This is a genomic window from Cohnella suwonensis (genome assembly GCF_042655365.1).
GTDB lineage: Bacteria > Bacillota > Bacilli > Paenibacillales > Paenibacillaceae > Cohnella > Cohnella suwonensis.
This window is the reverse complement of sequence record NZ_JBHSMH010000055.1, coordinates 1-23,646: the sequence shown is the minus strand read 5'-3', so window position 1 is coordinate 23,646 and position 23,646 is coordinate 1. Positions and strand designations below refer to the sequence as shown.

The following is a 23,646-nucleotide window of genomic DNA, read 5'->3' as shown; positions in this document are numbered from 1 at the left end:
TCCGGGGAGGAATATCCCGAAGGCATCGCTACGCGAGACGTCGCAACGGCATAACGGCGAAGCCGGATGTTGCGCGCCGGCTTTGCGTTTCGCTATGATGAGAAAACAAACCCATGGGAGAGGAGACGTGAATCGATGAAGGCGTTGATCGTAGGAGCGGGAGCGATCGGGGGATACGTCGCGGCGCGGATGCTGGAAGCCGGTGCGGAAGTGACCCTACTGGCGCGCGGGAAACGCAAAGAGCAACTGGAGGAGCATGGATTGATCGTCCGCAGTCCTAGCGGAGACTACGAGGGGCGTCCGTCCGCAATCGCTTGGGGAGAACCCGCGGGTCCATTCGACTTGGCGATCCTTGCCACCAAAGCTTACGGGCTTGACGAGGCGCTGGAAAGGCTTCGTCCTTACTTGAGCGAACGGACGGCGATCCTGCCGTTCTTGAACGGAATGAAGCATATGGAGCAGCTTGCCGAAGCGTTCCCGGAACAACCGTTGCTCGGCGGCGTCGCGCGTATCGAGATTACGCTGGACGAGGACGGCGCTGTGCGGCACTTGGCTCCCTATCACTCTTTTACATACGGAAGGTTCCGCTCGTTCGACGACGGGCATTACGCCGAATTGCGGCGGATGCTGTCCGATATCCCTCTCTTCTCGGAGAAAGAAGATATCGAAAGCGATATGTGGGAGAAATACGCCTTCATCAACGTGCTCTCCGGCCTTACGACGCTGTTCCAAGCGCCGGTCGGCGACATCCGGGACGCGGGAGCGGGCATGGAGTCGTTCCGCCGCGCATTCGCCGAGACGAACGCCGTTATCGCCGCCGCGGGCGGCCGCCTGGACGCCGGATTGCCGGACAAGCAGCTCCGGATCGTCGCGGGCATGTCGCGCGTCAGTACGACCTCGATGCTGCGCGACATGCAAAACGGACTCCCGACGGAGTCCGCTCACCTGCAAGGCTATATGATCGAGCTGGCCCGCAGCCACGGCTGCGATGTTCCGCTGCTGGAGATCATCCGGCAGCGACTCGAGATCTACGAGAGAAACAGGGCGTAGGGTTCGAGAGATTAGAGTCGGCAGGTCGTATGCACACGAAGCGAAGTAAGCGATTCACGACATCGTCCTTACGAACTTTCTCGACGACCTCGGACTCCCTCGTGGAGTCCGCTTGTCTTTCCTGCCCGCGCCCGCCTCACGTCGCCTCGTTGCCCGCCAGCAGCCGCTCCGAGTGTTCGTCTCCCCAAGCTTTCATGCTGACGATAATCGGAGCGAACGTCCGGCCGAAGTCGGTGAGCGAATATTCGACCTTCGGCGGCACCTCCATGTACACTTCGCCCGGAACGGGGAGGAAATGTTATCCGACTCGGCTTATGTTCAGCGCATGATGAAGGACGTGCAACAGTTGCCTCCCGAAGCGGCCGCAGGCAAAGAAAAGCTGTATCGCAAATTTCTCGAATCCGACTTCAAGCTGACCAGCCGGGAAGGCGCGGTCGCGGACTGGGCAGCCAAGCAGACTTACATCGCCCTCGGCAACATGATGACGGCGGCCGCGCTCATCGGCATCGATTCCTGCCCGATGGAAGGGTTCGAGCAAGACCCGATCAACCGGATTTTACGGGAAGAAGGCATTAACGACGGGGGGTCTTTCCACCTCGTCAACATGGTCGCCTTCGGATACCGCGTACGGGATCCGCGTCCGAAAACGCGTCGCGACATCGGCGACATCGTGTCCTGGGTCGTGTGAGGGAACTCGCGCGGGGGGAGGGCCGACTGACTCTCGAAGTAGCGGATAACATTACCGGGTACCGCTATTTCGCGTGATTCGGCATATTCGGGCAAGATAAGACGATGCGATAACGCTATGCCCCGGCAACTTGCGCCAATGCATCGTCTAGCGCGCGAATAGAGCGATACGATCATCTTATTTTCTATCGGGAACAGTATTCCCTGCGGATAGGATGATGCCATCACTCTATCCGACGATGAGCGTACGACCGCGAAGCAATCGCAAGACAAAAGAGCGCTCCCGATCGTCCGCGCAGGACCCTGGGAACGCTCTTTCGGTTGAATCTATCCAAACGCGGTTGTTCGGACGGCTTACTCCGGCATCCAGCCCAATTCGTCCAGCATGACCTTGCCCGGTCCGTCGTTGAAATAGAAAGTCACTTCGGACCATTCTTCCGGATCGAATTCGCCGTTCTCTTGCGCGAACCGTTCCAGCGGCAGCTCGTACGTCTGGTAGACGGCTTCTTCCGCGTCTTTGAACTTCCCGTCGGAAAGCTCCGCCTCCATGCCCGGCAACCACGTGAAGCTCGTCGCCGCTTGGGGCTCCGTATCCATGAATTCGTTCAAGGGCAGCCGAACGGCATGGCCGAGTTCGTCCTTCACCTCGACGTCGATCGATAACGGCTCTTCCGCCTTGACGCCCGCCTCGTCCGCGACGTCCTCGGCCATGTTCGCCAAGGAGAACACGAGCACGGGATCGTCCGCGATGCCGGCGGCGGCAGCGTCGCTGAGCCGCACGGCGTACCGGCCCTCACGGTCCCACGCGAGCACGACGCCGCCGTCTCCTTTGCCTTCGCCTTGACGATCCTGAGCGTCGACATGCCGCCAATCCGTCAGGTTCGAAGCTTCCGCGGTCACTCCGTAAGAAAGCTCCTCCCGGTCGGAGCCGCCGAAGTCGGCGAGACGCCGGAAACCTCCGCTCTCGTACTGGTTAAAGTACCTCGTGTCCGGCAAGAAGCCGAGCCCCGTCCGGTAATCTTGGAAAAGCCGGTCGTATGCCTCGTCGTCCGTCAACGAGGCTTGCAGGAACGCGGACACGTATGCCTTGGCGATATGCCGCTGCTGTTCCGGCTCCAGCAGCCCTTCGGGACGGATGAACAGCGCCGTCGGCAACGAGTTGTCCGATAATCCCCAATCCGTGTTGAATTGGCTATGGTTCGCATCCTCGATATAAAGGGAGGCTTTGAACGGCTCCTCTTCCTCCGCCGTAGCGCCGCCCGTGAACGAAACCCTTCCGTACTGCCGGTCCCCGTAAAAATTGACGATGTCTGCGTCTTTCGCCCCTTGCAGCGTGAGATACGATATGTCCTTCAGCTCCGAGCGCTTGCCGTCGACGAGCGTATCCGTGGGCGCGAGCTCGACGACCGCCCGCACTTTGTAGCTGTCCGCGGCGGGAAGCCCTTCGTCGTCCGGGTACCACCGCTCCCGGTCGGTCGCCATCGCCGCGGCTTGGCCTCCGCGGGAGTGGCCGAGAAGAGCCGCCCTTTCAAAGTCGATTTTCCCGTAGAAAGGAGACTCGGGATCCGCGGCGAACCGTTGAAGCTGGCCGATATGCTTCAGCAGCAGCCACGCCCGCAGTTCCATATCCCGATCCGGAATGCCGGACCATACGGAGTAATTAAAGAAGTTCTCGTCGATCGAGATCGCGACGAAGCCGCGACTCGCGAGCAGCTCGCCCAAGTACCCGTAACCCGCGTCGGAGAATTTCTCCATCAAGTGATTGCCGTGCACCATGAGGACGACGGGGAACGGTCCGGCACCGTCCGGCATCCATACTCTGCCGTTCAGCGGCAGTTCGGACTCGTCGAAGCCCCAGAACTTCTCGCGAAGCCAAGGCCAGCTATCGATGTAAGCCGACGCGTCGACGACGTCCGATATCGCCGTCGTTTTCGCGCCGTACTCCGGGCGTTGCTTGTCCGTCCCGCTTCCGTAAGTAAACGACCTCACCGCGTACTCGCCGGGCGTCGACGGATCGGAAACCGCGTCGTACCCCGCCGACAGCACGTACGCGCCGTCCTTGCCATTACCCGCGTCCGTGCCGCTCTGCATGGCTGGAAATCCCGCTAACGCGTAAGCGATCGACAGCGCCGCCAATGCCGACGCCGCGATTCGGGCGCGCGGCATGCGGGCGATCGCTCCGGCGAGCAAGCCCAAACCGAGCGCGGTCAGCGCGGCTGCAGTCGAGTAGAACGCGGCGCCTTTCCAGCCGAATTCGGAATAATACAAAATGAACCCAACGACTATACCCGTATAGACGAATCCGCCGATCGTCGCCCGCGGCGCTTTCAGGCGCGCGAGCTTGAGCAGGGCGGCAATGATCGAAGACGAGGCGGCATATGCGATCGTATGGAGCGCAACGCCTATCGTCGCGTCGGTCGCCGCGCCGAAGCCCGTCGGCATGCCGAGCGCCGCGAGCGCGACGGCCGCGCCGCCGAACAGCCATAGGGCGGCGATGGCGGCCCGCCAGACGCCCGCGTCCCGTTCGAACGTACCGGATAACCGTTTTCCGTGCCGCCATCGGCCCGATTTATTTTCGGCTTGCCGAGTAAATTCCACATGCATCGCAATCACCTCCGGCTACGCAAGCTGTCCCTTGATTATACCTCTTTCGCCCGTCGCGGAGGGACTCCAATGTTTTCGCTATTCGTTTGTTGCTTCCAGAGCGGCGCGGGACACCGTTATTCCAGTGAAACACGGGAGTTCGAGCATTTTAGCGACGTGGGACACCGTTATTTCGGCGAAACGCGGGATTTCGAGCATTTAGCGGTGTGGGACACCGTTATTCCAGCGAAACAAGGGAGTTCGAGCATTTAGCGGCGCGAGGCACCGTTATTTCGGCGGAACAAGGGAAATCGGGCGTTTAGCGGCGCGAGGCACCGTTATTTCGGCGGAGCCGAGCGGAGCGTAGCGCAAATCTACGCAAAAAAGCGACCCGGAGGCCGCTTTGCTATTCGCCTAACCCACCGCTCAATCGAGCGGCGGCGCTTCGCCGGGGGCGACCCGGCGCACGCCGTTGCCGACGCGGTGGAGCATCTCGCTCATCTCCTCGGGATGGAGGAGCTCGATCGGCGACACGCCTTTCTCGAACTGGAACGAATCCCCCTCGATCAAGACGACGTACCGGCCGTTCAGCCGCGCGATATGGATGTTGTTGCCGTAATCGTCCATATGCCCCTTAATCAGAATATCGTCGAGCCGGAACTTCAGCTCCAAGTCCGGTTGCATTTCGACGATCTGCTTCGTCGCCTCGACGACGTGGTCGTGCGTCCACTTCTCCTGCAGCTCCCGCTTCTCTCCGGCCGCCCAGACGTCGAATTGCTGCTTCTCCTGGCGCATCGCCCTGACTTCCTGCGGCGCATCGGCATACGCTTCCTCCGCGTTCTCGCCTCCGTCCGTCGAATCGAACAACGCCATCGCCGCCGCGATCGACTCCGACTCGCCCGCCTGCCATTTCGTCTCCATGTATTGGTGGACCATGTCCATCACCTGTTCGGCGACGATCTCCGGCTTCGATTTCTCGTAGCTGACGTACTTGAGGAAGTCCTCGAAATACCTCGCGTGCGACGCTTGGTGGATTTTCAGCTCCCATGGCTCTACGATGCCCTCTTCCGGCATATGCGGGTACTGGATCGACTTGATGTTCTTCGCGTTGATCGCCATCTCGACTTGGGAGATCAGGCTTTGCTCGTCCGAGACTCGCGCGATCTTCGATTCGAAGTCGCACTTGAACAGGAACAGGAACGGCTCGTCGAACAGCTCGTTCAGCTTGGCCGTCGCCAGTACGAACGCCCCGCCGCGAACCGAGTTCGTATCCATATAAATGCGAAGCACGTCGTCGGCGAAGTTGTGGAATTCCTGCTTGTTCTCCGCCGTTCTGAGCCGTTGGAACAGGTTGTAGTTCGGATTGCTGTCCAAGTCGTAGCCCGGCTCTACGAGAAAACGCCCAATCTTGGTCGGCACCTGCTCGGACGCGGGATTGATCTCGGCTTTCCGCTTGGCGATCCGCTTGAATTCCCCGTCGAGGAATGCCTTTAATTCGCTGTCCTGGTACTCTTCGTGCGTAAGCGTCTGGTAATGCTTATATTTCTTCGGGCCGTTCGGATCGGCGCCCTCGTTCTGAATGACGAAGAAAGATAAATACTGAACGGCGAATTTCATGATGGAACTTCGGCCTCCCGCGGATCGGAATAGATCGGAATATCGTGACGAAATCGATTGAAACCTATTCGAATCTTATCAGGTTCGCCCCGGCGCGACAACCTCCGAAGGCCGCCGCCCGTGTGGTATACTCTTCCTGAAAATGGAACGAGGAGTTGCCCTCATGCCGGATTGGTCTTATCAAACGCTATTTCGCCCTTTGCTGTTCCGCTTGCCTTCCCGCGCCGCGCGCAACGTCACGTTGAAGGCGATGCGCAGGGTCAGCCGCCTCCCCGGAGGCACGCTCCTCATCAAGACGCTCGGGCACATGGAGCCTTCTCCCCTGCTGGAAAGCCGCGTCGCGAACGTCCCCGTGCCGACGCCCGTCGGCTTGTCCGGCAGCGTCGATCCCGATCGAATCGCCCACCGGGCGCTCGCCCAGTTCGGCTTCGGGTTCATGGAGATCGGCCCGGTCACGTTGTTCCCCGTCGGAAACGGCGAACCGATTCGTAACGATGCGAAGCGACAACTGCTGACCTATCCGAACGAATACGAGAACGAAGGCCTTGTCCGGTTGAAAGAAAGGCTCGGCGAACCGGGCCATGACCTCCCCCGCTTCTTCCGGGCGTCGCCGATGCCGGACTCCTCCGGCGAAGAGGCGGTCGATCAGTTGCGAACGCTCCTGCTGGCCCTCCGAACGGAGAAGACCGCCGGCTTCCATATCGATGCGCTCGATCCCGACTGCGGCGACGTCGCTAACCTGCGCGCGCTCGAGCGCGTCGGCGCCATGATCCGTCGGTTGCGAGCCGAAGACGGCTTTCGCCATCCCGTGTCGCTGCGCGTTCCTCTCGATTATCCGCCTAATGATCTGTATCTATTGCTGTCGCAAGCGGACTTGTCCGTATGGTCCGGATACGTCGTCGGCGAAGCGCTTCGGACGCCGGACGGCGCGGAGATCGGCAAGAGCGGCAAAGCCTATGCCCAGCCTCTCGTCCGCCGATTGAAGGCGCATGCGCTCGCCCATCAATCGATCGTCGCGGGGGCGGGCGTTCACGAGCCGCAGGACGCGCTCGACATGATCGCCGAAGGCGCCGATCATGTCTTGCTCGGAAGCGGTCTCGTCTATGCCGGTCCCGGGCTCCCCAAGCGGATCAACGAAGCGCTGATTTACGAGAAAATCAAGACGGAGCCCGCCCCGGCAACGCCCTCGTTCTGGCGGCACTGGGGCTGGATGCGCCTTCTCGGCATCGGCATGATCGTCGGCGGCATTCTCGCCTGGGCGATCGCCGCCTCGTCGGTCGTCCTTCCTTACGACGAGCGTTTTCTCGAGATGACCCGCGACGAGCTGATCCGCCTTAACGGCCATCTGCTGCACTTCATGTCCCATGACCGGATTACGCTGGCCGGCACGATGATCTCGATCGGCATCCTGTACGATCGGCTTGCCCGATACGGCCTTAGGGACGGCCAGCATTGGGCACGAACGTCTCTTCTGATTTCCGGTATCGTCGGATTCCCCAGTTTCTTTCTCTACTTGGGGTACGGCTTCTTCGATCCGCTTCACGCGGCCGCGGCCGTCGTGTTGTTCCCGATGTTCCTGCTGGCGATGAGGCGCAATCCCGACCGGCCGTTCCGCCGTCCCGTGAACTTGCGCAATAACCCGACGTGGCGGCGCGCGATGTGGGGACAGCTTTGTTTCGTCGTCTTGGGCGCTTCCTTGAGCTTAGGCGGACTCGTCATCGCGACGATCGGCGTAACGAACGTGTTCGTGCCGCAAGATCTCGCGTTCATGGGGACGACCCGGGAAGAGTTGCGGACGGCGAACCCGAACCTGATCCCGCTGATCGCCCACGACCGCGCGGGCTTCGGCGGCGCGCTCTTCTCCGACGCGGTCATGCTCCTCGCCGTCTCCCTATGGGGCATCCAGCAAGGCGAGCGCTGGCTGTGGTGGACGCTGCTCGCGGGCGGCGCTCCCGCGTTCGTCGCCGGGCTAAGCGTGCATTACGGCATCGCGTACACCGACTTCGTGCATTTACTTCCCGCCTATTTCGCGGTGCTGCTCTATATTCTAGGACTGATTCTGCTATATCCGTACATGATGGGGAACCCCTGGCCGACCGAACGTACCCGCGCATGACCTCCGAGATGACGAAATCGTGACGCCGGTAACTACTTCCATTACAACTCCCGCTCGTATACTGACTCTCGACGGTATCGAAGATCGACCGCGCAGTGCACGGCGCGGCGGATCGGAAGAACGTAATCCAAAGGAGACTTATACGAATGAAAACGAGAATGAGAAAATCGATTAAACTGCTGACCGCTTCCGTCCTTCTGTGCGCGTTGACGATTCCGACGCTCGCCCATGCGGCCGAATCGACCCCGAAACCCGCACCCGCCGCGCCCGCCGCCCAGATCGACGCCAAGCTGCAAGTCGAAGGCGGCTTCGCCGCTTTCCAATTCAACAAGCAAGTCGCCGTCTACGACAAGAAAGGCCAGCTATTTCAGACGAAAGGGGCTTACCGCGAAGGCGAGCTGAAAGACTTGTTCGTCATTCCTTACGGCCCGACGCAAGTGCCGATGATTCTGATCAAGCACGAGAAGTACGGTTACATGGTATTCAGCGATCTGTGGCCGAAGTTGGCCAAAGGCAAAGAGAAAGACAAAGTCGATGCTTACTATAGCGGACGTATTCTCTACGCCCCGAGCGACAAGATCGTCAGCAGAACCGGACATCACTACGCGGAGCAGATCGGCGACGAGGTCGTCGCGTATACGGCGAACGATTTCGACAACATCAAGAAAGGCTTCCACGAATCGATCCGCGCCAAAGGCAAGCTGAGAGGCTTGATCCTGTACGATTGCTGCGCCTACTTGGTCGTCGACGACGGCAAAGAGACGCTGTCCATCTATCACGCGGGAGAGAACGGCTCCGAGCTGGCCGGCTCGATCGATTTCAAGTAACCCGCATGAGCGTCCGGCTTCGCGGGGATAGTAAGAGCGTGATCCGCACGATAGGAGGCTCTCTTCCCCATGGACGATACGCATCAATTCGTCGAGAAGCTGCACGATACGCAGCGGAAGGACAAACGTAACAGGGAACGTCAAGGCCGAGGCAACGAAGGCGAGAACGCCAGCTCGAAACTGCCGGGCAAGCAGCATAGTACGAACAAGTAAGATATTCCAAGCAAAAACGCCTTCGGCGTCCTCTGGGCGCTGAAGAAGCTTTGCGGAGACGATTCAGAAATGGATATGCGTGAAACTTATACATTCTGAATTGTTAAACGAAGACCCCCGCGATCAATGTATCAATGTCGCGGGGGTTTTCTCTCGGGATGGCAATGACCGCGTTCCATCTGCCGAGATGGCTTGGCCGAACCCCGAATAAGCTCCCGAGAGCGGCTTTTCCATATCATTGCTTCTTTAGTCGTTCTCCATCTGAAGCTCGAAAGAGAAGTTCGCCGGATCCCCTTCGCACTGCGCCAACGTATACATCGTCCCTCGCTCCGTCTTCGAGTTGTCGATGCCCTTGCAGAACGATCTCGTGCGGTTCGGGGAGCCGAACTTATCCATCGTCGTATCGGTCGTATAGACGATCGTCCCGCCTTCGAACAGCAAGTCCTGGAAGATCGGGTCGCCCTCGTCCGTATAGGTGACGACGTGCGCTTCCGCGGGTTTCCCTTCCCCGAAGTCCAGCAAGAAGTCGAGCCAGCGATCCGTATTCGCAAGACCGCTAGGCGATCTCACGATTTCACCGTTGGCCGCAGCTTGCTCGGAGCGATAGTCGATCGCCCCTACAAGCTTCCGCAAAGCGTCCGCGTCAGCCTCGCCGATCGTGAAACCAGTCCCCGTATCGGACACGAACGTGTACATGCCCTTCTTTCCTTCGCTCGCGCCCAGCCATAGATGAAGCTCCCGCATCTCTCCGCCCTCGTCCGTCAAGACGAGATCGTATTCCGGATTGGCGACGTCGAGCATGCCGTCGATCCGCTTGGCGTTCTCCGCCGCGCGAACGAACGCCTCGACCTCCTCCACTTCCGAGAACCTTCCGAGTACGGCTGGATATACGCTGCCGAACTTCTGCGAACGGCTCACGGTCGCCGTCGTCGGGGCGAACTCGCTCCAATCCGTTTGCGCCGTTTCGCTAACCGTTCCCGGAAGTTCGCTCGCTTGTCTCGACGGCGCCGACGATTCGCCCGCTCCCCGTTCCTCGCCGCGCTCGCCGCAACCGGCGAGCAAAGCCGCCAACCCGATCGCCATGACGATCGCTTTCCATTTGCCCATGCGCATCCGCTCCTTGATGCTTCTAACGGGAAAAGGGCATTCTAAGTTGCACTTGCGCCGTCCCGGCCGTCGACATAAAGCAAAAACCCCTGCGCCCGAAGGCGAGGGGAAAGGACGATCCGGCGTATTTCCGAAGTTAGTGCTGCGGTCGCGTATCGGCCAAACGGACGAGCATGTGCGCCAAGCTATGGCGTTCGTCCTTCGTGCCGACCTTCCACAGCTCGGAGAGCAATTGCTCTTCGTGGTTGCGCGGCTCCTCATGGCTTGCGAGATAATCGGCGACCTTCTGGGCGATGGTCGCGATCTGCTCTTCGCCCATCCCGATGCTCTCGGCCATGCTGATGCGTTTCTTCAGGTACGTTCTGAACTCGTCGAAATCCTGAAGGATACGTTCTTTCTCGGAAGCGCTGATTTTGGAAATCGCGTTTTCCACTTTGCTTGCGTCGACATTTCCGTCTTTGTTAACGACATGGTTGAGTTCGGACACGGGATAGCCTCCTTGCGATAAGTGATGGTACATCGAACAGTATGCCCGATCATCCGCCAAACGAATCGCTTCGGCAATCGCCTTCATTCTTCCCGATCTTACAACCCTTGATTCGTCAGCTTCGATACGTCGAAAACGCTGATTTTGCGTTGCGTCTTGTCGTCGTACAACCAAGGCTCGCGCACGTGGTCCACGAAGAGAACGCCGTTCAGATGGTCGATCTCGTGCTGGATGCAGCGGGCCAGGAACCCTTCGCCTTCCATCGCGACCCGTTCGCCCTGACGGTTAAGCGTCGTGATCTTCACGTGGTTCGCCCGTTTCACATAGCCATGGTACCCGGGGAAACTCAAGCAGCCTTCCGCTCCTTCTTGCTCGCCGCTCATCTCCAAGATCTCCGGATCGATGAGCTCTATCAAGCCTTCGCCGCAATCCATGACGATGACCCTTCTCAGGATGCCGACCTGCGGCGCCGCGAGTCCCGCGCGTCCTTCGGAAGCGTGCAGCGTCTCCCCCATGTCGTCGAGCAGCTTCAATATTTTGGGCGTCATCGCTTCCACGGGCTTCGCTTTCTTGCGCAGGATCGATTCGCCGAAAGGTACGATATTCAATACGGACATGCGTTCATGCCCCTTTCCTCTGCATTTTCCGCGCCTACTATATCATAATGCGGCAATCCCGACAACCGTTAAGATCGGGCGCCGGAATCGCCGCTTCTCCATTCCTCGGGCAGCAGGCGGGAATACGGAAGCTTCCGGTATCTGTCGTCGATGAGCAGCAACTTGCCCGTATCGCTCTCCGACCGGATGAGCCGGCCTCCCGCCTGGAGCACTTTGTTCATGCCGGGATACACGTAGGCGTAATCGAAGCCGTTCCGGCCCGCCGAATCGAAGTGGCTTCGGATCAGATTGCGTTCCGGCCCGAGCTGCGGCATGCCGACGCCGACGACCGCGACGCCGTTCAGCCGGTCGCCGACCAGGTCGATGCCTTCCGAGAAGATGCCTCCCATGACCGCGAATCCGATCAACGTGCCCTCCCCGTCCGCGTCGAACGAGGCGAGGAAGCTCTCCCGTTCCTCCTCCGCCATTTCCGGTTTCTGGAGCATCGTCCGAACGCCGTCGATATCGTCGAGCCCGGCCGAATAAGCCTCGAAGACGGCGTTCATATACTCGTACGAAGGGAAGAAAGCCAAATAATTGCCGGAATGCGCCTCCGTCATCCGGAGCAGAGAGCTCGCCACCGCGCCCTTCGTCCGGTCGCGGTCGGCGTAACGGGTCGACAACGGAATGACGGAGACGTCCCATTGTTCCTTGGCGAACGGAGAGCCGAGCGTCAGCGAATAATCGGCCTCGTCGGCGCCGAGCATATCCATGTAATAATTCAGCGGCGTCAGCGTCGCCGAGAAGAACACGTGCGCGCGGAAGCCTTTGCCGGCCTTTTTGAGCGCTTCCGAAGGGTTCATGCAGAACATCTTCGTTCGCTCCTCGCCCCGACGGAACGTCGAATACGTTACGTAGTGGCCGTCGTATAGCTTTCCGATGCGCTGGAAGGCTAGCGCGGAGAAGTACGCATCCGTCAGCGCCCGAACGTCCGCGTCCGCGTCGATCGACAAATTCGCCGTCGAGCCTTCGGCAAGCGCGCGTTCGGCCGAAGCCGCGAACGCGTCGACGAGGGCCAGCAGGTCATCGGGACGCTCGGCCCGCGTTTCCATTTCTCCCTCCGCGCCCATGGCTTGCTCCGCGAATGCCTTCCTCCGTTCCACGAACCACTTGTTGATCGCTTTGGCCGTTCTTTCGACGTCTTTGCTTACGCACTTGAAGGCCCGCCCCAGCTCCAAGAACGCGCGCTTGTCCAAAGCGGCCGAATACATCGCCCTGCCCCGGTCCACGAGGTTGTGCGCTTCGTCGATCAACAACGCGCTCCCGTTCTTCTGTTCCCCCGACATCCGCTTGAAGGCCACTCTCGGATCGAACACGTAATTGTAGTCGCAGATGACGGCATCCGCTCCGTAGGCGACGTCGAGCGAGAACTCGAACGGACATACCCGATGCTTGCGCGCGTAAGCTTCGATCACCGGACGGGTGACCAGCGCCTCGTTGGCCAGCAGCTCGAGCACCGCGCCGTTCACCCGATCGTAATACCCGTCGGCGTACGGGCAGCTTTCCCGGCGGCAATCGACCTCGTCCTGAAAACAGATTTTCTCTTTCGCGGTGAGCGTCACCGAGCGCAGCTTCAAGCCCTGGCTCGCCATCAACGCCAACGCTTCCTCCGCTGCCGTTCGCGTCAACGTTCGCGCCGTCAAATAGAACAACTGCCCGAGCTTCCCGCTCCCGATCGCCTTGATCGCCGGGAACAGCGTCGACGCCGTCTTGCCGATGCCCGTCGGCGCCCTGGCGAACAGCTTGCGGCCTTCGTCGATGGCCTTATAGACGGCGCCGACCAGCTTTCTTTGCCCTTCCCGGTAGGAAGGGAAAGGAAAACCGAGCCCGGCGATGCTCTCGTCGCGGTCGCTCCGGTTCCGCAGCAGCATTCGGGCGTAGGGCACATACGCTTCCGCGACTCCCCGCGCGAAAGCCGCCAGTTCCGCCGCCGTAACGTCGCGCTCGAACCGTTTTTGCTCCTTCGTTTCGACTTGTACGTACGTCAGTCTTGCGCGAAGCCGTTCCGCCCCGCTTTCAATGACGTACATATAGGCGTAGAACAAAGCCTGAGCCCAGTGGACGGGAACTGCGTCCTCTTCCGTCATCTCCGCGACGTCGCGGGACGTCGACTTGATCTCGTCGATCGTCGCGATGCCATCCTCGCCCGCCAACAAGCCGTCGCATCTTCCGTCTACGACGAGAAGCAAATCGCCGAGCGCCATTTTCGCCTGCAGAATGACCTCTTTTCGATCCGCATCGCCGTATTGCTCCTGGATTTTCCGATGGGCCATCGTTCCTTCCGTCATCGCGCTCGCCGCCCGAAACCCGACGTCGATGCTGCCGCTTAAATACGCGTACTCGACTAACGTTCTCACCGAGACCGTCAACGTTTTTTCCATCGTAAGAACCCCTCGACATCGAACATTCGTTCTACCATTCTAACACATTTCTGAATACCTCGAACCTCAGCCCAGTAAAGGAGTTCGGAATCTTCCCGTCGAATGATTGGAATATGATGAAAAAAAGAAAAATCTTAGCGATTATCGGACTGTTCTTGCTTTTCCTGACCGGCGTCCGACTGATATGGATCGCGCTCCAAGCACCCCCGGCCCAGACCGAAGCCGGCAACGGACAATTGGATTTGCGGAATTGGGATTTCTCCTCGAAGCCTTTGCTCTCGCTGAAAGGCCAGTGGGAGTTTTATCCCTATCAACTGATCGATCCGAAAAACGCGACGGAAGACGACGCCGCAATCGTCCGGCTCCCCGGAGGCTGGACGAAGAGCTTGTCTTCCGATAACGCCTACACTTTGGGCTACGGTTCTTATCGCTTGCGCATAATGGTCGATCCGAACGGCAAACAAACTTTCCGCATTCGGGTGCCGGCGATCTCTACGTCTTCCTCCTTGTTCGTGAATGGACGGTTGCTTGCCCAATCCGGTCAACCTGCCGAACGCGCGGAAGGGTACACTGCCGGCAACGTACCATACTCCGCTTCGTTCGCCGCCGACCGGGGCGTCGTCGACATCGTCCTTCACGTCGCCAACTTCGACGATCGCTTGATGGGCGGGATCCTGCAGCCGATCAAGTTCGGAACGGAAGAGGCCGTGAACCGCGCTCACTGGTTCTCCGTCGGGACGCAACTGGCCGTTATTTTAATTTTGTCAATGCATGCGATTTACTCGATTATCCTCTACTTCATCGGCGCGAGGGAGAGGGCGTTGGTCTATTTCGCTCTATTGATCGTCAGCGCGATCGTCACGATTCTCATCGACGACGACCGCATTTTGCAGGCGTGGTTCCATGTCGACTACGAGTCGAACTATAAGCTGTACTATCTTTCCTTCTTGAGCGTCGCCGTATTTATCCTGATGTTTTTCAAACAATTGATGCCCCCGTTCTTCATTCTGAAAGCCGCTCCCGGATATGCGGCTTCGTGCGGTCTCTATGCCCTGTTCGCCCTGTTCCTGCCGGTCCGGTTGCTTACTCAGACCGATATTTTGCATACGCTGCTGGTCGCTATCCCTTTTCTGATCGTTCCCGTCCTTATCGTGCTTGCCGTCAGAAGAGGCCATCCCGATGCCGTCTATTTGATGCTTGGCTCGACGGCGCTGATGTCGAACCTCATATGGGGAATTATCAAAAACGCAAGCCCGATCGAAATCGGCTACTACCCCTTCGACGCGTTGGCCGCCTTCGTCGCTTTTGCGTTGTTCTGGTTCAAACGCTACTTCCGAAACGCCGCCCAAGCTGCCCGGCTGACGGCGCAATTGCAAGCGGAAGACAAGCTCAAAGACGAATTCCTGGTCAATACGTCCCACGAATTGAGAAATCCGCTTCACGGCATTTTGAATATTGCCCAAGCCGTCTTGGAGAGCGACAGCCGTCAGGACGAAGAGCGAAATCGGGCTCGCATGCGGCTTCTCGTATCCGTGGGCAAGCGGATGTCCTTTTTGCTGAACGACCTGTTGGACCTGACCCGGCTCAAGGAAAATCGCATCCGCTTGCAGCCGACGAGCATCCGGCTCCAGGATTTGGCCGCGGGCGTGCTGGATATGATCCGATTTATGACGGAAGGGAAGCCGATCGAGCTCGTCAACGATATTCCGGAGACGCTGCCTCCCGTTCTCGCGGACGAGAATCGACTGATCCAAATTTTGTTTAATCTTCTTCACAACGCGGTCAAGTTCACCGATGAAGGACAAATCCGGATCGATGCGTCGGCGATGAACGGAATAGCGACCGTACGGATCGCGGATAGCGGGATCGGAATGGACGAGGAGACGCAGAGCAAAATATTCCGCCCCTACGAGCAAGGCGGCATCGAGTCGTCTGCCGGCATTGCCGGGATCGGGCTCGGATTAACGATCAGCAAGCGGTTGGCGGAGCTTCATCAAGGCGATCTCGCGGTCAGCTCCGCTCCGAACCGAGGATCGGTCTTCAGCTTTACGTTGCCGTTGTTCGATTCAACCGATTCGCAAGAGGCCGCGCGCGACGCCCGGACTCCCGTTCCGTTGGTCGTTGCTGAGACGGCCGCCGCCCGGGAGGAACCTCTATCCGGACACGGCGATTCCGCTTATGACGCCTATATAGATGCAGACAGGCCGCGTATACTTGCCATCGACGACGACCCGGTTAATTTGAACGTGCTCGTCGGCGTGCTTTCCCCGGATCGCTACGAGATCACGACCGCTACGGGCGGCGCGGAAGCCATATCGCTTCTGAACGACGGGACGTGGGATCTCGTCATATCGGACGTCATGATGCCCCGAATGTCCGGCTATGAAGTCGCCCAAGCCGTCCGAGCCCGTTTCTCCCCCTCGGAGCTGCCGATTCTGCTTCTTACGGCGCGCAGCCGAACGGAAGATATCGAAGCGGGGTTCCGGTCGGGAACGAACGATTACATCACGAAGCCGGTCGATGCGCTCGAGCTCAAATCCCGCGTGCGGGCTTTGACGGAAGTGGCCCGGGCCGCGCGCGTGCAGACGCGCATGGAAGCCGCCTGGCTTCAGGCTCAGATCCAGCCGCATTTTCTGTTCAATACGTTAAACGCCATAGCCGCGCTCAGCGAATTCGATAACGACCGCATGCGAAACCTGCTCGGCGCGTTCGGAGACTATTTAAGAGCCAGCTTCGACTTCCGCAATTCGGATCGGCTTATCCCGTTGCTTAAGGAGCTGGAGCTGGTTCGCGCGTATTTGTTCATCGAGCAGCAACGCTTCGAAGACCGCATTCAGGTCGTATGGGAGATCGAAGACCGATTGCCGCTGCTACTCCCGCCGCTGTCCATTCAGCCGCTTGTCGAAAACGCTATTCGGCACGGGCTGTTGAAGCGCGATCGAGGAGGAACGATTCGAATCCGGATCGCCCATTTCAAAGAGTACGCGGAAATTTCCGTTCAAGACGACGGCATCGGCATGGACGAAAATACGTTAAGCCAAGCGCTCGCCAAACCGCAAACGACGACCGGACGAAAAAGGGGAGTCGGGCTGGTCAATACGGACCGCCGCTTGAAGCAGCTGTACGGCGAAGGGCTGCGCATCGTCAGCGCCCCGGGCGAAGGCACTACCGTTTCTTTTGTCGCGAGTAAATAAAGCGACGGAAAAAGGAAGGAAAGGATCTCAAATTCCACCGCTATGTGGAGGATGAGATCCTTTGGTTCGACTTATTTGAAAAACCGCGGCAAGTAAGGCTTGTTTTTCTCCAGCATTTCGTCCAGCAATATTTTCGCTACGCGGACGGAAGGAACGAGCGGGTGGGCCGCCATCGCCTGCAGCGCGATGCCGCGGTTTCCGGTAATGGCTGCTTCGATCGTCAGCCGCTCGTACGTCTTCACGGCGGCGATCAAGCCTTTCGCCTGTTCGGGCACTTTCGTGACCGGCAGCGGCAATGGACCTTGTCCCGTGACGACGCAGTTTACTTCGATCGCCGCGTCTTCCGGCAGGAAGTCGAGCACTCGGCCGTTGGCGACGTTCAGCGTCTGAATGTCGCGGCGATCGTTGCGCAGCGACACCATCAGGTTTACCGCCGCTTCGGAGTAATAGGCGCCGCCGCGTTGCTCCAGCTGCTTCGGTTTCTCTTGCAGATCCGGATCCTTGTACAGCTCGAACAATTCGTCCTCGACCCGCTTCACGACTTCGGCGCGGGTGCCGTTCGCCTTCAAGGAAGCGAGCTGGTCTTCGAGCATGGCGTCCTGCATGTAGAAGTATTTCAAGTAATACGACGGGAAGCCGCCGAGCGTGCGAAGGAATTCGGGATCCCATTCGGTCGCCGGCACGTTCTTGCCGGAGTATTCCTCGCGCTTGTCGAGCAGCTCGGTCAGCTTGTCTTCGCCTTCGATCTCGATGCGGGTCACCCAGTGCAAATGGTTCAGTCCGACGAACTCGGTGTAGATGCGTTTCGCTTCCACCTCGTACTTCTTCGTGAGCCACTTGTGAAGGCCGATCGGCGCGTTGCATAGGCCGATGCTCTTGACTTTGGAATGGCGCGCGATCGCCTCGGTCACCATGCCGGCCGGATTCGTGAAGTTCAGCAGCCACGCGTTCGGCGCGAGCTCCTCGATGTCTTTGCAAATGTCGAGCAGGACGGGAATCGTGCGGAGCGCCTTCATCATGCCGCCCGGGCCGGTCGTCTCTTGGCCGATAATGCCGTGCAGGTTCGGGATGCGTTCGTCCCACTTGCGCGCTTCGAGCAGGCCGACGCGCATCTGCGTGGAGACGAAGTCCGCGCCATCGATCGCTTCGCGGCGGTCAAGCGTCAGGCGGACGTCGATCGGCAGACCGGACTTGACGACCATCCGCTTCGCGAGCTCGCCTACGATGTCGAGCTTGCGCTTGCCTTGCTCGATGTCGACGAGCCACAATTCGCGTATCGGCAGTTCTTCGTAGTGTTTGATGAAGCCTTCGACGATTTCCGGCGTGTAAGACGATCCTCCGCCGATGACGGCGATTTTCAATCCTTTTGCCATAATGCAATCCATCTCCTCGATGAGCAGTCGTTCAAAAGGTCCGATTTTGATCACGAAGTGAATCAGGAAGCTCCGAACTTTTTGAATTCCATTCATTTAGAAATTTAAGCGTGAGCGAATTCCGATACGGTGCGCAGCTTCTCGTAGATCCCTTCCGGAAGCGCGATGCCGCTCGCTTCCACGGCGAGCCACACGGCGCCGACGACCGGCTCTACCGTCAGCCGGGCGATCCGCGCGCCGGGTGCGACGCCCTTGACCGCTTCCTCGACGTAGGAACGAATATATTCGCCTGTGCCACGGACGATGACGCTTCCCGCAAGCACGACGTCGAACGTCTCGTTCTCGAGCCCCAGCCTGCGGATGACGGCGGTCGCCGACTTGCCGAGCTCCACGCCTTGGCTCCGGAGAATCTCGGTTGCCACGGCGTCGCCTTGCTCCGCCGCCTCGAACAGCAGCTTCGTCAGGCGGGAAGGCGGATATTTCTCGTGATCCAAGTAATCGTCGTACATGACCGCGACGCTCTCGTAGCCCAAGTCCGCGAGCACGAGCTCCGTCAGGAGCGTCGGCCGCTCGCGGCCGTCCCAAGCGCGGATGACGGAGCGGAACGCTTCGACGCAAAGCGAGCCGCCGCCGCCGAAGTCCCCGTACGGATAGGAGAACCCGCCGCACTGGAAAAACGTTCCCGCCGGGTTGACGCCGGCGCTGTTCGTGCCGGTCCCGCAGATCAGGACGACGCCGTACGGCCGGTCGGTTCCCGCCCGCATCGCGATCATCGTGTCGCAATTGATGTCGTACCTCGGAAATCCGATTTCCTCGATCATCGGCCGCAGAGTGCGATAGTCGATCTCCCTGTCGGCGCCGGCCAGACCGAAGTACGCGAATTCGATGTCCGGCTTCGAGAGGCCCGCTTGCGCCAGCGCCGTCTCGACCGCCTCGCGAATATTGTTCTTCGCGGTCTCGTAGCCCGTCTGGTGATTGCCGTTGCCGCTATGGCCTTTGCCTACGATATTTCCTTGCTCGTCGACGATTAACGCGTACGTTTTCGTGCCTCCGCCGTCGACTCCCAAATAATATTTCAAAGCAATCACTCCTGATGACTACTCTTATGTTTTGCGTGCCGTCGATTCTCTCACGATAAGCTCCGGTTCCATCTGGATCGTGACGCTTCGCTTGGCCGAATCGTTCATGACGCCGAGCAGCAGCTCGACCGCCGCGCTTCCGATTTTCTCGGCCGGCTGGCGCATCGTCGTCAGCATCGGACGCAATTCCGAGGCGAGAACTTGATCGTCGAAGCCGACGATGGACAAGTCCCTCGGAATGCGTATGCCTTCGTTCTTGCAGGCGTCCATGACGCCGAGCGCGATATAGTCGTCCGCCGCGAATACCGCCGACGGCATTTTCCCCGATTCGATCCATTGCTTCGCGATCCGGTAGCCCGACGAAATCTCGAACGTGCCTTTCTCGATCGAGTAAGGCGTCAATCCCGCTTCTTCGAGAGCGAACAAGAAACCCCGTTCCCGCTCTTTGCTGCTCAAAAACGAGCTCGAACCCCCGATATGCGCGATCTCCGTATGGCCGAGCTCGATCAAGTGTTTCGTCGCCTCGTAACCGCCTTTGTAATTGTCGACGATGACGGAGGTCACGGAAGAATTCCGCTGCGAGTTATCGATCATGATGAAAGGAATTTTCTTCTTCTTCAGCTCCATGACGTACTCGTCCTCTTCGAGAGGAGACAGCAAGATTATGCCGTCGACGCGGTCTTCCTGAAATAACGAACGGTGAAAAGCATCGTCGTATCGGTTCGATATCGACAACGCCAGGAAATAGCCGTGTCCGGCGAGCCTGTCGTTCACTTCCTTGACGACGGCGTCCAGGAACGAATCGTGAAGCGTCGTCAGCGTCAAGCCGATGATGCCCGTCTTGCCCCTTGCCAAGCTGCGGGCGGAAGCGTTCGGATGGTAATCCAGCTCGCGCATCGCTTGCAGCACCTTCTCCCGGTTGGACTGCCGGACGGAAGACGAATTATTGAGAACCCTGGATACGGTAACGACGGATAATCCCGATTTCTTGGCGACGTCGAATATGCTTACCTTCATGAACGGACGCTCCCGTGCGATATGAGCCACGGCGAGACGAAGAAGAAGAACCATCGTCCTTCGCGCCTGCTTTTCTTCGTGGACTTCAACCTGCGTATCCCCCTTCGATCGTTCGGCCGTCTGCGATGCGAGTTTCTTTGTCCGTTTTCATTAAGTTTAATCGCTTTAACTTTTGGGGGTAAAAATGAATCGCTACTTTTCCGGCGGATCGAAATAGATACGTTTGGGACGACTTAATTCCAATCCGTTACTTCGCCCGCCTCCGCATGCCTCCGGGGAGCTCTTGTTCACTTTAAAGTTAAAGCGATTAAACTTTGTGATCATTATAATACGAGGCCTTAAGCGTTGACAAGGGTCAAATTGGAGCCTAACGGATGCGTTTCGTAAAGTTTGTCGACGGTGCACAACCAAGCGTCCGGGCGGCAACCGATTATTTGCGGTTGCCCGATAAAAAGCGTTCGTTTCTTCCGCCGACGAAAAAAATCCGCGCAGCGATCGGCATCTCCGCATTCGCCGAACAAACAAAAGCCGCCCGGCGACTCCGGACTGTCGAGAGAGTATCTTTCGACGGATGAATCATTCGTTATTCTCCCGCCTACCTCGCTTGACCGTTAACGCTCCGAAAAGCCAGACAACCTGCAAATGTGCAGTTCGTTTGGCTTTTTCTTCAAATACATCATAGTCAACCTGCAAATCTGCAGTTTGTTTGCCCGTTTTCGCGTAAAAGAGGCCCTTTCGAATCCACCAACTGTAGTGGATGCAGGTTGATGTGTCGAATATCCGATTTGAGCAGGATCAACCTGCACTTTTGCAGTTTGTTCGGAACGGAAGCGCCTTGTGGCGACATCCGATCCCCAGCGATTGCAGCGCAATTCGCCTCGGCGACTCTCCCCTCCGCTTACGCGCGGCTGAAGCCTTCTTCGCGCAAATACTCGAGCGCTTCCGTATACTTCTCGAACGCCATCTCCAGGTTCAGGCCGGAGAACAAGTAATACATGCCGTCCTCGAATTTGAGCGTCAGCTCGGCCTTCTCGGCGTCGAGCCACTTCTCCTCGTCGCCCTCCGTCCAAGAATCGGGTCCCGTCAGCGATTCGATCGATTCCTTCACGAGCGCGCGGAGCTCCTCTTCGCCGAATTCGCGAACGTTCACGTAACCTTTTTCGTCGAAATCCGCCCCTGCGATGTACCCCGCGAACACGTACCCGTTGCCGTTCGGGTGAAAATGGTACCCGACGTTCTTCTTCTCTTCGATGCTGCGCTCGTAGTGGAAGTTCACGCGTCCCATCGATACGTTCCGGCGTTCCAGTTGGGGGAACGACTCCATGATCGCCATCTTTTGCTCGAAACTCAACATAGGCTCAACGTCCTTCTCATTTATTATTAGGCAAGCAAAAACGCCTTCTGCGTCATCTGGAAGCCGGAGTAGCTTTGCGGAGGTATCAGACGAGTATAAAGCGACCGCCATTTATTCTTTCTGATATTCCAAGCTATCCGGCGCGGCCAGGCCCGGAGACAGCGGTTCGCCGCCGTCTTGCGACGTGAAACGGGCCTCGATCTTCTTGCTGATCCACAGCGAAGCGCCCACGAACGCCACGACGTACAACAGCTCGAGCGGACGCTCGATGAACCGCCCGAAGTCGTGCCCGATGATCGATACCGACATGACCATGATCGCCTTGCCGAACACGATCGCGATCAGGAACGAGCGAAGCCGCATCCTCGCGACCGCGGCCGCGATGTTGATGACGACGAACGGCCCGACGGGGAACAGGCTCAACAGAAATACGTAACTGAACGCGTTGGTGCGCACCCATAGCAGGCTCTTCTGCACTTTCGGCTTCCGCTCCCATCTGACGAAGTAGGGATGCCCCGCGATCCGGCGCACGATGAGGAACGTCGTGAGACAACCGGCGACGATGCCGAGCCACGAGTATAGGAATCCCAGCCACAAGCCGTAGACGGCCGCGTTCACTCCGACGATCAGAATGGTGGGCAAAGGTGGCACGAACGACTTCATGAACGTCAGCGCGATGCCGGGGAAGGGGCCGAACGCCCGGTAATGCTCAAGCAGTTGCTTCAGGTTGTCTTCCGTCACGTTGGACAGAATGTCCGTCAGGCTCATGGACCTCGCATCCGTTTCCTCGTCCGAATTGGCGTTAATGTAGGCATTATACCATTCCTTCGGGCGAGTTGCTCGGTTTCGGTGATGGGAAGCGGCCGCGGGACATAGGTTAGGATGACGCGATTCGGCGGATGAGACTCGTCGGATGAAGGGCTCGGGACGAGGTTCGGTGGACGAAGGGTTAGGGATGAGGTTCGGCAACCGGACTGTGAAAAGTTACGGCGGATGAAGCGGAGTTTGGAAAAAAGGGGGCAGGCGTCGCATGAGCGCCATCTATCTCGGTAATAACCGTTTGTTGTGCACGACGGAATACGGGGGGACGGCTTGTTCTGCCCTCGGACGACTTAAGCGTCACGCCCGAGATCATTCTGACGGGCGCGCTCGAGCTTCCGCTAACGAGATACATCCAAAGCAACGTACGGCGAGGCGACCGGGTGCTGGACATCGGCGCTAACATCGGCTATTTCTCCGTCTTGCTCGGAATGCTCGCCGGTCCGGAAGGAAGCCTGTGGGCGTACGAACCGCACCCTCGGTTAGCCGGGTTGTTGTTCGACAACTTGTCTATCAACTACTTGCACGACCGGACGGAGACGGTCGCTGCCGCGGCATATACATTACCGGGAGAGCTTAAGTTCTTCGCCTCGCAGCGATTTCTCGGCAATAGCAGCATCCGCGCGCCGGGCGATTTCTACTTGCGCCATTACAACGACGAATTCGCCGAAGTCGCCGTGGAGGCCGTTCGGCTGGACGACAGGGTGGACGATTTCGGCTCGCTCGACTACGTCAAGATCGATATCGAAGGCGGTGAGTACCGCGCCTTTCTCGGCATGTAGAAACTGCTGACGACGCGCGTTCGTCGGCTCGTTATCGAGCTCAACCGCCAGATGCTCGGGGAAGATTGGGAGCCATTCGGCCGCTTGCTCGAGAAGTACCGGGACGCGCACGGCAAACGCTTCGCGTTGCTCTCGGCGGAAGGCGCATCCGTACCGGTCGCGTTGGAGGAGCTGCTCGCGAGGGGGAGCTACCCTTATGTGTTGGAGGCCACTGAAAAAGTCCATTTCCGCTAAAAGGTACAGACTCTCATTAATTTGAGGGGGCTGTGCCTTTTTCTTGTATAATTAAAGTATTATGTTGGAA

General features: G+C 58.7%; 19 protein-coding genes and 1 pseudogene. 8 read left to right on the top strand and 12 right to left on the bottom strand.

The annotated features are described in order from the left end of the window. Positions 1-135 precede the first annotated feature (135 nt). Positions 136-1,050 (top strand): ketopantoate reductase family protein, encoded by a 915-nt coding sequence (locus tag ACFPPD_RS16435; protein WP_209749921.1) that lies wholly within the window; start codon positions 136-138, stop codon positions 1,048-1,050. A 136-nt stretch (positions 1,051-1,186) separates the two neighbouring features. Here the strand turns inward: ACFPPD_RS16435 and ACFPPD_RS16430 are convergent. Then, positions 1,187-1,327, bottom strand: a pseudogene (locus tag ACFPPD_RS16430) (winged helix-turn-helix transcriptional regulator); the annotation flags it as partial. A gap of 18 nt (positions 1,328-1,345) precedes the next feature. Between ACFPPD_RS16430 and ACFPPD_RS16425 the strand changes: the two are divergent. Then, positions 1,346-1,738: a nitroreductase family protein gene (locus ACFPPD_RS16425; protein ID WP_209749919.1), complete on the top strand. Its 393-nt coding sequence runs from the start codon at positions 1,346-1,348 to the stop codon at positions 1,736-1,738. 353 nt (positions 1,739-2,091) lie between these two features. On the opposite strand, the gene ACFPPD_RS16420 is transcribed toward ACFPPD_RS16425, so the two are convergent. Then, entirely contained in the window at positions 2,092-4,341 is a 2,250-nt protein-coding gene (locus ACFPPD_RS16420; protein WP_209749918.1) for an alpha/beta hydrolase family protein, read from the bottom strand. Between the two features lie 405 nt (positions 4,342-4,746). Continuing rightward, positions 4,747-5,937, bottom strand: coding sequence for a DUF3900 domain-containing protein (locus ACFPPD_RS16415; RefSeq protein ID WP_209749917.1), 1,191 nt, complete (start codon positions 5,935-5,937; stop codon positions 4,747-4,749). Positions 5,938-6,100: 163 nt separating this feature from the next. Here ACFPPD_RS16415 and ACFPPD_RS16410 point away from each other — a divergent pair, with 163 nt between their 5' ends. The 3 genes from ACFPPD_RS16410 to ACFPPD_RS16400 all read left to right on the top strand — a co-directional run bounded on the left by ACFPPD_RS16410 (position 6,101) and on the right by ACFPPD_RS16400 (position 9,093). Next, positions 6,101-8,053 (top strand): dihydroorotate dehydrogenase, encoded by a 1,953-nt coding sequence (locus ACFPPD_RS16410; RefSeq protein ID WP_209749916.1) that lies wholly within the window; start codon positions 6,101-6,103, stop codon positions 8,051-8,053. A gap of 146 nt (positions 8,054-8,199) precedes the next feature. Then, complete coding sequence (locus tag ACFPPD_RS16405; protein ID WP_209749915.1) at positions 8,200-8,880, top strand: hypothetical protein; 681 nt, start codon at positions 8,200-8,202, stop codon at positions 8,878-8,880. A 69-nt stretch (positions 8,881-8,949) separates the two neighbouring features. Further along, on the top strand, positions 8,950-9,093 hold the full coding sequence (locus ACFPPD_RS16400; protein ID WP_209749914.1) for a DUF4023 family protein: 144 nt from the start codon (positions 8,950-8,952) through the stop codon (positions 9,091-9,093). A 246-nt stretch (positions 9,094-9,339) separates the two neighbouring features. Here ACFPPD_RS16400 and ACFPPD_RS16395 read toward each other — a convergent pair whose 3' ends face one another. From ACFPPD_RS16395 to ACFPPD_RS16380, 4 genes are all read right to left on the bottom strand, one after another. Further along, complete coding sequence (locus ACFPPD_RS16395) at positions 9,340-10,200, bottom strand: DUF4362 domain-containing protein (RefSeq protein ID WP_209749913.1); 861 nt, start codon at positions 10,198-10,200, stop codon at positions 9,340-9,342. Positions 10,201-10,336: 136 nt separating this feature from the next. Further along, entirely contained in the window at positions 10,337-10,687 is a 351-nt protein-coding gene (locus tag ACFPPD_RS16390) for a DUF3243 domain-containing protein (RefSeq protein WP_209749912.1), read from the bottom strand. A 98-nt stretch (positions 10,688-10,785) separates the two neighbouring features. Continuing rightward, positions 10,786-11,304, bottom strand: coding sequence for a peptide deformylase (def, locus tag ACFPPD_RS16385; RefSeq protein WP_209749911.1), 519 nt, complete (start codon positions 11,302-11,304; stop codon positions 10,786-10,788). Between the two features lie 68 nt (positions 11,305-11,372). Next, a complete protein-coding gene (locus tag ACFPPD_RS16380; RefSeq protein ID WP_209749910.1) occupies positions 11,373-13,724 on the bottom strand; it encodes a helicase C-terminal domain-containing protein in 2,352 nt (783 codons plus the stop codon). A gap of 113 nt (positions 13,725-13,837) precedes the next feature. Between ACFPPD_RS16380 and ACFPPD_RS16375 the strand changes: the two genes are divergently transcribed. After that, a complete protein-coding gene (locus ACFPPD_RS16375; RefSeq protein ID WP_378082656.1) occupies positions 13,838-16,918 on the top strand; it encodes a hybrid sensor histidine kinase/response regulator in 3,081 nt (1,026 codons plus the stop codon). Between the two features lie 71 nt (positions 16,919-16,989). Here the strand turns inward: ACFPPD_RS16375 and ACFPPD_RS16370 are convergent, their stop codons facing one another. The 5 genes from ACFPPD_RS16370 to ACFPPD_RS16350 all read right to left on the bottom strand — a co-directional run bounded on the left by ACFPPD_RS16370 (position 16,990) and on the right by ACFPPD_RS16350 (position 22,509). Next, entirely contained in the window at positions 16,990-18,291 is a 1,302-nt protein-coding gene (locus ACFPPD_RS16370) for a 6-phospho-beta-glucosidase (RefSeq protein ID WP_209749909.1), read from the bottom strand. Positions 18,292-18,395: 104 nt separating this feature from the next. Further along, positions 18,396-19,370, bottom strand: coding sequence for an N-acetylglucosamine kinase (locus ACFPPD_RS16365; RefSeq protein WP_209749908.1), 975 nt, complete (start codon positions 19,368-19,370; stop codon positions 18,396-18,398). Between the two features lie 24 nt (positions 19,371-19,394). After that, positions 19,395-20,387 carry a LacI family DNA-binding transcriptional regulator gene (locus ACFPPD_RS16360; RefSeq protein ID WP_209749907.1) on the bottom strand — a complete coding sequence of 331 codons (993 nt, stop codon included), beginning with the start codon at positions 20,385-20,387 and terminating at the stop codon, positions 19,395-19,397. An 898-nt stretch (positions 20,388-21,285) separates the two neighbouring features. Then, a complete protein-coding gene (locus ACFPPD_RS16355) occupies positions 21,286-21,741 on the bottom strand; it encodes a hypothetical protein (protein ID WP_209749906.1) in 456 nt (151 codons plus the stop codon). Between the two features lie 111 nt (positions 21,742-21,852). Continuing rightward, positions 21,853-22,509, bottom strand: coding sequence for a TVP38/TMEM64 family protein (locus ACFPPD_RS16350; RefSeq protein ID WP_209749905.1), 657 nt, complete (start codon positions 22,507-22,509; stop codon positions 21,853-21,855). A gap of 434 nt (positions 22,510-22,943) precedes the next feature. On the opposite strand from ACFPPD_RS16350, the gene ACFPPD_RS16345 reads away from it, so the two are divergent. After that, positions 22,944-23,342: an FkbM family methyltransferase gene (locus ACFPPD_RS16345; protein WP_209749904.1), complete on the top strand. Its 399-nt coding sequence runs from the start codon at positions 22,944-22,946 to the stop codon at positions 23,340-23,342. Between the two features lie 51 nt (positions 23,343-23,393). Further along, positions 23,394-23,576 carry a hypothetical protein gene (locus tag ACFPPD_RS16340; RefSeq protein WP_209749903.1) on the top strand — a complete coding sequence of 61 codons (183 nt, stop codon included), beginning with the start codon at positions 23,394-23,396 and terminating at the stop codon, positions 23,574-23,576. Positions 23,577-23,646 lie beyond the last annotated feature (70 nt).